This is a genomic window from Roseococcus suduntuyensis, assembly GCF_014196305.1.
GTDB lineage: Bacteria > Pseudomonadota > Alphaproteobacteria > Acetobacterales > Acetobacteraceae > Roseococcus > Roseococcus suduntuyensis.
The window spans coordinates 209,087-220,444 of record NZ_JACIDJ010000005.1 but is presented as its reverse complement, the minus strand read 5'-3'; the positions used below and the strand labels follow the sequence as shown (position 1 = coordinate 220,444).

Sequence of the window (11,358 nt, the reverse complement as noted above, 5' to 3'; positions counted from 1 at the left end):
CGATGGGCTAAGTCAAACGGTGCGATGCACCCCGGTCAGGAGGACAGCCGCCTTGGATGCAGGATACAGGACGATCGCGCGGGCCGCGACCATGCCCGCCCGGATGAGGGCAGCGCTGCGGCGCGGCCTGCTCGGCCTCATGCTCACGGGCGTCTTTTGCCTCCCCCTGGCGGCGCAGGACAACCCCCTGGTGCAACGCGGCGTGCCGGCCGAGGCCACGGCGGCCAATGCGGTGGCGGCGCGGGAGCTGGCGCAGGCCTCCGCCGCGCGCATCGCCTTCCAGCGCATGGCCGAAGCGCTGGGCGAATCGCGCTCGGCGCCCCCGGCCTCCCAGCTGGACTCCATGGTGGCCGCGATCATCATCGAGGAGGAGCGCACCACCGCCACCCGCTATATCGGGCGCGTGACGGTGCAGTTCTCGCCAGGTGCCGTCAGCGCGGCGCTGGGCAGGTCCGTGGGCGGCGGCATGGCGGGAGGCCCCGCGCCTGGCACCGGCGGCCTCGCCCTCAACATTCCGATGGCGGCGACCTCCACCATCGAGGCCGAGGCGGTGCTGGGCTCCCTGCCCGCCTGGCTCGAACTGCGGCGGCGCATGATGCAGTCGGGCAGCGTGGTCAGTGTCGAGGTGCTGGCCATGAACATGGACACGGCGAGGGTGCGCCTCGGGCTGCGCAGCCTGCCCGTCGAGGCCGCTTCCAGCCTCTCGGCCATGGGCCTCTTCGTGGACAGCGGCGGGCCGGTCTGGCAGGTGGGCCTTGGCGGCAGGTGAGCCTGACCCCGGCTCGACCCCACCCGGCGCGCCCGCGCCGGGCCCCACGCATGACCTGCTGACGCTTCCCAACATCATCACCTTCGTGCGGCTGCTGGCCGTGCCGGCCACCATCTGGCTGATCCTGCAGAAACGGCTCGACCTCGCCTTCCTCGTTTTCGTGGCGGCGGGGCTGTCGGATGCGCTGGATGGCTGGCTCGCGCGGGTGCTGAACGCGCGTTCGCAGATCGGCGCGCTGCTCGACCCCATGGCGGACAAGGCGCTGCTGGTCTCGGTCTATGTGACGCTGGCCGCCATCCAGGTGCTGCCCGACTGGCTGGCCATCCTGGTGGTGTTCCGCGACGTGCTGATCGTGGGCGGGCTGCTGCTGCTCTGGATGGTGGGGCAACGGCCCGTGATACAGCCTATCCTGGTCTCCAAGGTGAACACCGCGCTGCAGATCGGCCTCGCGGCGCTGGCGCTGTTCACCGCGGGCTTCGGCCCCCCGATGCCGGTGGCGCTTGAAGCGCTGATCTGGCTGGTCGCGGCCACGACGCTGGCCTCCGGCATCGCCTACGTGATCGGCGCCGCGCGGCGCCTGAAGGGCCTCGGCTGATGCCGCCCGACATGGTGACGCGCGTGCCGCCCCTTCCCGCCCCGCCCCCCGGACGGGGCCGCGTGCCGCCCACGGGCCCGAGCCGCCGCCAGCGCCTGGCGCTGCTGGCGGGGGTGGGCCTCGCGCTACTGCTGGGGCTGTGGATGTTCTCGGCCATCCTCACGCCCTTCGTGCTGGCCGCCTGCATCGCCTATTTCCTCGACCCGCTGGCCAGCCGCATGGCGCGGCTCGGCTCGCCGCGCTGGCTTTCGGCCATCCTGCTGGTCACGTTGCTGCTGCTGCTGGGGCTGCTGGCGGTGCTGCTGCTCTACCCCCTCATCCTGGCGCAGATCGGCGTGCTGCTGACGCGCCTGCCCGGCTACATCGCCACCATCAACGCCGCCCTGCGCGACTTCCTGCTGACGCTGGAAGAGGCCGCCGGGCCCGAGATGGTGGATGCGCGGCTGCGCGAACTCATCATCGGGCAGGCGGGGACCATGGTGGGCTGGCTCGGCACCTCGGCCACGCGGCTGCTGGGCCAGGGCATGGCACTGTTCCACGTCTTTACCCTGGCGGTGGTGACGCCGGTGGTCAGCTTCTATCTGCTGCGCGACTGGCCGGGCATCATGGGGCGGCTGGAACGCTGGCTGCCCCGGCGCTCCGCCCCCACCGTGCTGCAACTGGCGCGCGACGTGGACCGGGTGCTGTCCGCCTGGCTGCGCGGCCAGCTTCTGTGCTGCCTGGCGCTGGGGGCCTTCTACGCCATCACCCTCTCGGCCGTGGGGCTGGAGCTGGGGCTGATGGTGGGCCTCGTCTCCGGCCTTCTGTCCTTCATTCCCTATGTGGGGTCGCTCACCGGCTTCGCCCTTTCCGTGCTGCTGGCCATCGGCCAATGGGGCGACTGGAACGGCGTGATCCTGGTGGTGGGCATCTTCGTGCTGGGCCAGGTGCTGGAAGGCTATGTCATCTACCCGCGCCTGCTGGGCGACAGGGTGGAGCTGCACGCCGTCTGGGTCATCTTCGCCCTGTTCGCAGGCGGCGTCGCCTTCGGCTTCCTGGGCGTGCTGCTGGCCGTGCCCATCGCCGCCGCGGTGGGCGTGCTGGCCCGCTACTGGCTGCGCCGCTACCTCGACAGCCCGGTCTATCTCGACCCGCCGCGGCCGGGGGACGGGCCGTGATCCAGCTCGCCCTTCCGCTGGAACTCGCCCCCTCCTTCGCCGCCGCCGACTTCATCGCCGATGCCAGCAACGAGGAGGCGCTGCGCTGGCTGTCCGAGCCCGATCGCTGGCCGCATGGGCGCCTGCTGCTGGCCGGCCCGCCCGGCACCGGCAAGACCCACCTGCTGCACATGATGGCGGCCGCCCATGGCTGGGAGCTGCGCGAGGGTCCCGCCCTGCGCGGCCTGCCCGAGGCGCCCACCCGCGGCATCGCGCTGGACATGGCCGATGCCCCAGGCGAGGAGGCGTCCCTGTTCCACCTGATCAATGCCTGCGCCGAGGCCCGCCTGCCCCTGCTGATGGCCGGCCGCGCCGCGCCCTCGCGCTGGGGGGTGGCCCTGCCCGATTTGCGCTCCCGCCTCGCCGCCACGGCAGTGGCGATGACCAACGAACCCTCGGACGCGCTGCTGGACGCGCTCTTCGCCAAGCACCTGGCGGACCGGCAGCTCTCGCTGGACCCCGGCCTGGGCGCGCGGCTGCGGCTGCGCCTGCCCCGCAGCGCGGCCGCCATGGCGGAGGCCGTGGCGCGGCTCGATCGCGCCACGCTCGGCACCCATGCCCGGCCCACGCTGCGCTCCGCCCTGGCCGCCCTGGCCCCCATGCTCGATGATGATGGTTTCGAGACAGCGCCTCCGGAGTACCTGCTCGACCACGCCCGGTTGCTGTAGCGTGGCCGCCATGCCCAGCGCCGTGACCCTGCCCCCGATCGCCCCGCCCGCCCCCGAGCCCGCGCAGGAGCCCGGCCGCTTCTTCAACCGCGAGCTCTCCTGGCTCGACTTCAACACCCGCGTGCTGGAGGAGGCCGCCAACCCCCAGCACCCGCTGCTGGAGCGGCTGCGCTTCGTGGCCATCTCGGGCTCCAACCTGGATGAATTCTATTCGGTGCGCGTGGCCGGGCTGGTGGGGCAGGAGCGCGAGAACGTCACCACCCCCTCGCCCGACGGGCTCTCCCCCACCCAGCAGTTGCAGGCCATCCACCAGCGGGCGCTGAAGCTGATCGAGGGACAGCAGACGGCGTGGACCACGCTGCACAAGCAGCTGCGCGCCGCCGGCGTGACCTTGCTGGACGCCGACGCCCTGGGTGAGCCGGACATCGCCTGGCTGGAGGCCTTCTTCCAGGACCGCGTCTTCCCGGTGTTGACCCCGTTGGCGGTGGACCCGGCGCACCCCTTTCCGTTCATCTCCAACCTCGCGCTCTGCATGGTGCTGAAGCTGGTGCGCGAGGAGGATGGCGGGACCATGCGCGCGCTGATCCCGCTGCCGCCCCAGGTGGACCGCTTCATCCGCCTGCCCAATGGCGAGGAGGGCATCCGCTTCGCCCTGCTGGAAGATGTGGTGGCGCTGAACCTGCACCACCTCTTCCCCGGCTTCATCGTGGCCGAGCGCGGGCTGTTCCGCCTGATCCGCGACACCGACGTGGAGTTCGAGGAGGAGGCCGAAGACCTCGTCCGTTCCTACGAGACCGCGCTGAAGCGCCGCCGCCGCGGCCGCGCCATCCGCCTGGCGGTGGATGCGCGCATGCCCAGCGACATGATCGAGTTCGTGGCGGAAGAGCTGGACGCCGCCCGCGATGGCATCTTCACGGTGAACGGGCTGCTGGGGGTGGCCGACCTCTCGCAGATGATTGTGGACGACAGGCCGGACCTGCTGTTCACCCCCTACACGCCGCGCTTCCCCGAGCGCATCCTGGATTTCGGCGGCGACTGCTTCGCGGCCATCCGCGCCAAGGACATCGTGGTCCACCACCCCTATGAGAGCTTCGACGTGGTGGTGCAGTTCCTGCGGCAGGCGGCGCGCGACCCCAGCGTCGTCTCGATCAAGCAGACCCTCTATCGCACCAGCCGCGACAGCCCGATTGCCAGGGCCTTGATCGAGGCGGCCGAGGCCGGCAAGTCCGTCACCGCCATGGTGGAGCTGAAGGCCCGCTTCGACGAGGAGCGCAACATCTCCATCGCGCGGGAGCTGGAAGCGGCCGGCGTGCAGGTCGTCTTCGGCTTCGTGGAGCTGAAGACCCACGCGAAGGTCTCGCTCGTGGTGCGGCGTGAGGGCGGTTCCCTTCGCAGCTACGCCCATTTCGGCACGGGCAACTACCACCCCATCACGGCGCGCATCTACACGGACCTCAGCTACTTCACGGCCGACCCCACGCTGACGCGCGATGCCGCCAAGCTGTTCAACTACATGACCGGCTACGCGCGGCCCGAGGACATGGAGAAGCTCGCTTTCGCGCCGCTGACCATCCGCCCCACCCTCATGGGCCTGATCGAGCAGGAGATCGCCTTCGCGCGCGAGGGCAAGCCCGCCACCATCTGGCTCAAGATGAACAGCCTGGTGGACCGCGACCTGATTGACGCGCTGTATCGCGCCTCCATGGCCGGCGTGCATGTGGAATGCGTGGTCCGCGGCATCTGTTGCCTCCGCCCGGGCGTTCCTGGCCTGTCGGACAACATCCGGGTCAAATCCATCGTGGGCCGCTTCCTTGAACACAGCCGCGTCTATGCCTTCGGCAACGGGCACCGCATGCCCTCGCGCCGCGCGCGGGTCTACATTTCCAGCGCCGACTGGATGGCGCGCAACATGGACTGGCGCGTCGAGACCATGGTCCCGGTGGAGAACGCCACCGTCCACGCCCAGGTGCTGGACCAGATCATGGTGGTGAATTTGCGCGACGCCGCGCAGAGCTGGGACCTGGAGCCCGACGGCACCTGGCGCCGCCGCGCGCCGGACCCGCGGCAATTCTCGGCGCACGAATACTTCATGACCAACCCCTCGCTCTCCGGCCGGGGCAGCGCGCTGTCACGGCCCGTGCGCTCGGCCACCTCCCGCCGCGCCCGACAAGACCGGCTGCATCAGGACTGACTGTATGGATTCGCACATCACCACCCGCATCCGCACCGGCGTGGTGGACCTGGGTTCCAACTCGGTGCGGCTGGTGGTCTATGAGGGGCTCAGCCGCAACCCGCATGTCATCTTCAACGAGAAGGCGGTGCTGGGCCTGGGCCGCGGCCTGCACACCACCGGCGAACTGAACGAGGCCGCCGCCGCCCAGGCCCTGACCGTGCTGGGCCGCTACCACGCCCTGGCGCGCGGCATGGGCGCCGAACCGCTGGAGGTGATGGCCACCGCCGCCGTGCGCGACGCCAGCAATGGCGCGCAGTTCCTGGAGGAGATGGCCCGCGTCATGCCCGGCGCGCGCCTCAACGTCCTGACCGGCGAGGAGGAGGCCCGGCTCTCGGCCGAGGGCCTGCTGCTGGGCGTGCCCATGGCCGATGGCGTGCTGGGCGATCTGGGCGGCGGTTCGCTCGAACTGGTGCGGCTCTCGCAGGGGCGCATCACCGACACGGCCTCGCTGCCCATCGGCACCATCCGCCTGGGCGAGCGGGCCGAGGGCGACGCCACCCGGGCGCGCGCCATCGCGGAGGCCGAGCTGAAATCCGTGCCCTGGCTGGGCGCCACCCCGCTGAAGGACCTGTTCCTGGTGGGCGGCACCTTCCGGGCGCTGGCGCGCATCCACATCGTGCAGACGGGCTATCCGCTCAACATCGTCCACCACTACGCCATCCGGCGGGAGGAGGCGCGGGACCTCGCGGGCGTCATCATGAACGCGCCGCGCAAGTCGCTGGAGCGGATGCCGGCCGCGCCCAGCAAGCGCCTGGCGGACCTGCCCTTCGCCGCGGTGGTGATGCGCCGGTTGCTGCGCGCCTCAGGCGCGGCGCGGGTGGTCTTCTCGGCGAATGGGCTGCGCGAGGGCTGGTATGCCCAACGCCTTCCCCCCCGCGAGCGCGACGAGGACCCCCTGCTGGCCGCCGCACGGGAGATCGCGCAGCGCAATGGGCGCGACATGGGCCTGCCGCCCGCCCTGCTGCGCTGGCTGGAACCCCTGGCCGAGGAGGGCGAGGCCGACAGCGCCCTGCGGGCCGCCGCCTGCTGGATCAGCGACAGCGGCAGCCGCGACCACCCCGAATACCGCGCCGAACAGGCCTTCCTGCGGCTGCTGCGGCTGCACGGGGTGGGGCTGGACCACCATGCCCGCGCCTACCTCGCGCTGGTGGCGGCGTTGCGCTACGAGGCCGACCCGCTGGCGCCCTTTCTGGCCCCCGCACGGCTTCTGCTCTCGGCCGCCACCACGCGGCGGGCCGAGGCGCTGGGGGCGGCGCTGCGGCTGGGCTACACGCTCTCGGGCGGCGTGCCCTCGCTGCTGGAAGCCACGCGCCTCGAACGGCGCGGGCAGCGGCTGGTGCTGCGCCTCGACCAGGGGGCCGGCGTCTTTGCCGGCGAAAGCGTGCTGCGGCGGCTGGACGCGCTGGCGGTGGCGTTGGGGCTGGAGGCGTCGCTGGAGGTGGAGTGAGGCCTCACCCCGCCCGGAACAGCGTCAACAGCGCCGAAAGCGTCACCACCGACAGCACCGTCGAGATCAGCACTGCCGCCCCCGAGCCATCGGCCCCCGTGGCATAGCGCCGCGCCAGCAGGAAGGCATTGGCGCCGGTCGGCAGGGCGGCGGTGAGCACGGCGACGGAGGTCTCGAACTCGCTCACCCCCAGCAGGCGGCAGAAGCCCCAGACCAGCAATGGGAGAGCGGCCAGCTTCAGCACCACCATCACCCCCGTCTGCGCCCAGAGGCCCGCGGCGGCGAAACCCGTCAGGCTCGCCCCCAGGCAGAACAGCGCGAGCGGGGGCGTGGCGGCGCCCAGCATCTCCAGCGTGGTGCGCGCCGCCGCCGGCACCGGCAGGCCCAGGCTGCTCCAGATCAGGGCGAGGAAGACCGCCATCACCACCGGGTTGCGCGCCACGCCCGCGAGGGTGCTTCGCAGCAGCATGAGCGGCCGCGCGCCATTGTTCTGCGCCAACTCGGCCACCACTGTCCCGACCCCGAGCAGCAGCATGGCGTGCAGCGCCAGGATGGCCAGCAGCACCGAAAGCCCCGCCTGGCCGAAGGCCGCGGCCACCAGGGGAATGCCCATCATGACCGTGTTGCCGAAGGTGACGTTCAGCCCCAGCGCGTTCGCCGCCCCCAAGGTTATGCCCGTGCGCCGCGCGCCCCAGAGGGTGAAGGCATAGAGCACACCGCAGCCCAGGAAGAAGGCCAACGCCGCCAGCCCCCCGCCCGTGTGCCCCGCCGTGCCGGCGGTGAACAACAGGGCCGGCGCGGCCAGGCTGAAGGCGAATGCGTTCATGCCCGCGAAGCCCGCCTCATGGATCCAGCGGCGGCGGGCGGCCAGGTAGCCCATCAGGATGATGGCGAAGATGGGCGCCACCACCTCCAGCACCACCAGGGCCGCCTCATGCACCGAGCAGGGTCTCCATGAAGGCGGCCATGCCGGGCAGCCGCGCGCGCTCGGTGCGGGCGGCGTGCAGGATGGCGCGCACGTCGCTTACCGTGCGGTCGAAGTCGTCATTGACCAGGATGTGGTCGAACTCGTGCCAGTGTTCCATCTCGTGCCGCGCGGCATCCATGCGGCGCGCGATCTCCTCGGCGCTGTCCTGGGCGCGGGCGTTGAGGCGCCGCTCCAGCTCGGCCAGCGAGGGCGGCAGCAGGAAGACGCCGACCACATCCTGCGGCAGCTTGGCGCGAAGCTGGCGGTGGCCCTGCCATTCGATGTCGAACAGCACGTCGCGCCCCGCCGCCAGCGCGGCCTCGACCGGCGCGCGCGGCGTGCCATAGGCGCGGCCCAGGAAGCGCGCATGTTCCAGCAGCTCACCGGCTTCGGCCATGGCGTCGAATTCCGCGGCGCTGCGAAAGAAGTAATGGACCCCCTCCTGCTCGCCGGGGCGAGGAGCACGGGTGGTGGCGCTGATGGAGAGCTCCAGCTCCGGCTCCATCGCCAGCAGGGCGCGGGAGACGCTGGTCTTGCCGGCACCTGGCGCGGCCGCCAGCACCAGGCAGACGCCGCGCCGCACGGGTTTAGGTACTTCACTCGACATTCGCCGCCTGCTCCCGCAGCCGCTCGATGGCCGCCTTGAGGTCAAGGCCCGTGCGCGTCAGCGCGACACTGGCCGATTTGCTGCACAAGGTGTTCGCCTCGCGCACGAATTCCTGCACGAGGAAATCCAGCTTGCGGCCGGCCCCCTCGCCCGCCGCCACCAGGGCGCGGGCAGCGGCGATATGCGCGGCGAGGCGGTCCAGCTCCTCCCGCACATCGGATTTCGTGGCGAGCAGCGCCACTTCCTGCGCGAGTCGCTCCTCCGGGATGCGGGCGCGGGCCTTGTCGTCGAGCAGGGCGGCGAGGCTTTCCAGCCAGCGGTCGCGCTGCTGCGCGGGCTGGGTCGCGGCCTCGGCGGCGGCAGCGGCGCAGAGGGCTTCGATCTCGTCCAGCAGCGCGGTGAGGATGTCCGCCAGCCTTGCGCCCTCTGCGTGGCGCGAGGCCACAAGGCCTTCCAGCGCCCGCTCGAACCCCGCCAGCAGCGCGGTGCGACGCGCGGCCTCGGCGGCCTCATCGGGTTCGGTGGTCTCGGCGCGTATGACGCCCGGCAGGGCGAGCAGCGCCTCGGCGCGCGGCGGCGGGGCGCCCAGGCGATGGGCCAATTCCTGCGCCAGCCGCACCGCCTGGTCGAGCGCCACCGGGTCGGGCGCGAGAATGGGTCGCGCCTCGGCCCGCAGCGTGAGCCCCACCTGCACATTGCCGCGCTTCAGCCGCCGCGAGGCGGCCTCGCGCAGGGCGGGTTCCAGCGCGTCGAGGCCACCCGGCAGGCGCAGCCGCAGGTCCAGGCCGCGCCCGTTCACGCTTTTCAGTTCCCAGACATAGGCGGCGCCGTCCGGCAGGGTTCCGGCTTCCCGCGCGAAGCCCGTCATGCTTTGCAGGGATATTGTCATGTCGCGGCTTGTCCCGCGCCGCGCCCCGGGAGTCCAGCGATGCCCTTCGACCATGTGCTGATCACGGGCGCTTCCTCCGGCCTGGGGGCGGCGCTGGCGCGCGCCGTCTCGCGGCCGGGCGCGATGCTGCACCTTGGCGCCCGCCGTGCCGAGGTGCTGGAGGCCGTTGCCGAATCCTGCCGCGCCCTGGGCGCCGAGGTCCATACGCGCTGCGTGGATGTGCGCGACGGCGCGGCCATGGATGACTGGATTCTGGGCGCGGGGCGGCTCGACCTCGTCATCGCCAATGCGGGCGTCAGCGCCGGCACGGGCCACGCGACCGAAGCCGCGACCGCCGCGCGCGACATCTTCGAGACGAACATCCTGGGCGCCATGAACACCACCCTGCCCGCCTTGCAGGTGATGGCCGAGCAGGCGCCCGGCCCCGATGGCTGGCGCGGGCATGTGGCGGTGGTGGCCTCGCTGGCGGCCTTCGTGGCCGGCCCCTCGGCCCCCGCCTACAGCGCCAGCAAGGCCACGGTGCAGCGCTGGACCGAGGCGCGGGACGCCACCGAGCGCGCGCGGGGCATCCGGCTCCATGCGGTCTGCCCGGGTTTCGTCCGCACGGCCATGACCGAGCGCAACGCCTTCCCCATGCCCTGGCTGATGACGGCCGAGCAGGCGGCGGCGCGCACGCTGAAGGGAATCGAGCGGGGGAAGCTGCGCATCGTCTATCCGCGCCGCCTTTATGTGATCTCGCGGATCGTGGGCGCCCTGCCGCCGGGGCTCAGGAACCGGCTGATGTCGCTGGTGCCGCCGAAGGCGATCTGAGCCAGTCCAGCGCCCCCTGCCCCGCCGCCTGGCCTGTGGCGAAGCACCCTTGCAGCAGGTAGCCGCCCGTGGGGGCCTCCCAGTCCAGCATCTCGCCGGCGCAGAAGATGCCGGGGCGGTCGCGCAGCATCAGGCGCGGATCGAGCTGGTCCCAGCGCAGCCCGCCCGCCGTCGAGATGGCGCGGGCCAGGCCCATGGGCGCCTCCAGCCGGATGGGCAGCGCCTTCACCAATCCCGCGATGTCCTCTCGCCGGGCGCCGGCGCGCAACGCCTCCTGCACCAGCCCGGCCGCGACGGGGGCGAGGCCCGCGCGGCGCAGCCGGTTGGCCAGGGATTGCGCGCCAGCGCCAAGCCGGGCGCGCAGCGTGGCGAGGTCGAGGTCGGGCCGCAGGTCGAGCGTGACGGTGACGGGCGCCGCCCCGCGCAGCGCGGCCGCGGCGGCATAGATCACGCCGCCCTCGATGCCGCGCGCGGAGATCATGGCCTCACCACGCCAGGATTGATCGCCCAGCTGCAGCGCCACGCGCTTCAGCGGCGCGCCGGCGAAACGCGTGGCGAAAAGGGCGGACCAGGCGACATGGAAGCCCATGTTCGCGGGCTCCAGCGGGGTGATGGCGTGTTCCGGGAAGGCCTGAATCCAGGCGCCGTCGCTGCCCAGTTGCGGCCAGGAGGCACCGCCGCAAGCCAGGATGGCGGCATCCGGCGCGATCTCGCCCTGGTCGAAACGCAGGGTGCGACCGGGGCCGAAACCCTGCCAGCACCAGCCGGCGCGCAGGGTGACGCCCAGCGCCTCCAGCCGCCGCAGCCAGGCGCGCAGCAAGGGCGAAGCCTTCATCGCCACCGGGAAGACGCGGCCCGAACTGCCGGTGAAGACCGGCTGACCCAGCGCTTCGCACCAGGCGACGAGCGCCTGGGGCGGGAAGGCCTCGATGAAGCGGCGCATGGGCACGGGATAGCGGCCGAGGAAGCGCGGCAGGGCCTCGCCATGGGTGAGGTTCAGCCCGCCCCGCCCCGCCAGCAGGAATTTGCGGCCCGGCCGGGCCATGACGTCATAGACCGTGACGCACGCGCCGCCCTGGGCCAGAATCTCCGCGGCCATGAGGCCCGCGGGGCCGGCGCCCACCACGGCGACCGTCTTGGATATTGTCATGCGGCGGACCATCCGCGCGATGGGCGG

Annotated in this window: 11 protein-coding genes; 7 read left to right on the top strand and 4 right to left on the bottom strand. The window is 72.2% G+C overall.

The genetic code is table 11. The features are described from left to right. Positions 1–103 precede the first annotated feature (103 nt). Genes GGQ83_RS14880 through GGQ83_RS14855 form a run of 6 tightly spaced genes read left to right on the top strand, consistent with a single transcriptional unit; the run spans position 104 to position 6,908 of the window. Positions 104–769 carry a hypothetical protein gene (locus tag GGQ83_RS14880; RefSeq protein ID WP_184385368.1) on the top strand — a complete coding sequence of 222 codons (666 nt, stop codon included), beginning with the start codon at positions 104–106 and terminating at the stop codon, positions 767–769. After that, on the top strand, positions 756–1,364 hold the full coding sequence (locus GGQ83_RS14875) for a CDP-alcohol phosphatidyltransferase family protein (protein ID WP_242535116.1): 609 nt from the start codon (positions 756–758) through the stop codon (positions 1,362–1,364). Before GGQ83_RS14880 ends, GGQ83_RS14875 begins: the two co-directional genes overlap by 14 nt. After that, positions 1,364–2,521 (top strand): AI-2E family transporter, encoded by a 1,158-nt coding sequence (locus tag GGQ83_RS14870; RefSeq protein WP_242535115.1) that lies wholly within the window; start codon positions 1,364–1,366, stop codon positions 2,519–2,521. The genes GGQ83_RS14875 and GGQ83_RS14870 overlap by 1 nt, the downstream gene beginning before the upstream one ends. Beyond that, positions 2,518–3,228 carry a P-loop NTPase family protein gene (locus GGQ83_RS14865; protein ID WP_184385367.1) on the top strand — a complete coding sequence of 237 codons (711 nt, stop codon included), beginning with the start codon at positions 2,518–2,520 and terminating at the stop codon, positions 3,226–3,228. The genes GGQ83_RS14870 and GGQ83_RS14865 overlap by 4 nt, the downstream gene beginning before the upstream one ends. Before the next feature lie 10 nt (positions 3,229–3,238). After that, positions 3,239–5,419: an RNA degradosome polyphosphate kinase gene (locus tag GGQ83_RS14860; protein WP_311728308.1), complete on the top strand. Its 2,181-nt coding sequence runs from the start codon at positions 3,239–3,241 to the stop codon at positions 5,417–5,419. Between the two features lie 4 nt (positions 5,420–5,423). Then, entirely contained in the window at positions 5,424–6,908 is a 1,485-nt protein-coding gene (locus tag GGQ83_RS14855; protein ID WP_184385363.1) for a Ppx/GppA phosphatase family protein, read from the top strand. Between the two features lie 4 nt (positions 6,909–6,912). Here GGQ83_RS14855 and GGQ83_RS14850 read toward each other — a convergent pair whose 3' ends face one another. The 3 genes from GGQ83_RS14850 to GGQ83_RS14840 are packed head-to-tail and all read right to left on the bottom strand — an operon-like array spanning position 6,913 to position 9,371. Beyond that, a complete protein-coding gene (locus tag GGQ83_RS14850; protein ID WP_311728306.1) occupies positions 6,913–7,848 on the bottom strand; it encodes an AEC family transporter in 936 nt (311 codons plus the stop codon). Then, entirely contained in the window at positions 7,841–8,482 is a 642-nt protein-coding gene (gene gmk / locus GGQ83_RS14845) for a guanylate kinase (RefSeq protein ID WP_184385361.1), read from the bottom strand. The genes GGQ83_RS14850 and gmk overlap by 8 nt, the downstream gene beginning before the upstream one ends. Continuing rightward, positions 8,472–9,371, bottom strand: a complete 900-nt coding sequence (locus tag GGQ83_RS14840; RefSeq protein WP_184385359.1) for a YicC/YloC family endoribonuclease — start codon at positions 9,369–9,371, stop codon at positions 8,472–8,474. Before GGQ83_RS14840 ends, gmk begins: the two co-directional genes overlap by 11 nt. A gap of 39 nt (positions 9,372–9,410) precedes the next feature. Here GGQ83_RS14840 and GGQ83_RS14835 point away from each other — a divergent pair, with 39 nt between their 5' ends. Then, positions 9,411–10,181, top strand: coding sequence for an SDR family NAD(P)-dependent oxidoreductase (locus GGQ83_RS14835; RefSeq protein WP_184385357.1), 771 nt, complete (start codon positions 9,411–9,413; stop codon positions 10,179–10,181). Here the strand turns inward: GGQ83_RS14835 and GGQ83_RS14830 are convergent. Next, positions 10,138–11,331 (bottom strand): BaiN/RdsA family NAD(P)/FAD-dependent oxidoreductase, encoded by a 1,194-nt coding sequence (locus GGQ83_RS14830; RefSeq protein WP_184385355.1) that lies wholly within the window; start codon positions 11,329–11,331, stop codon positions 10,138–10,140. The two genes, GGQ83_RS14835 and GGQ83_RS14830, sit on opposite strands and share 44 nt — an antisense overlap. Between the last annotated feature and the right edge of the window lie 27 nt (positions 11,332–11,358).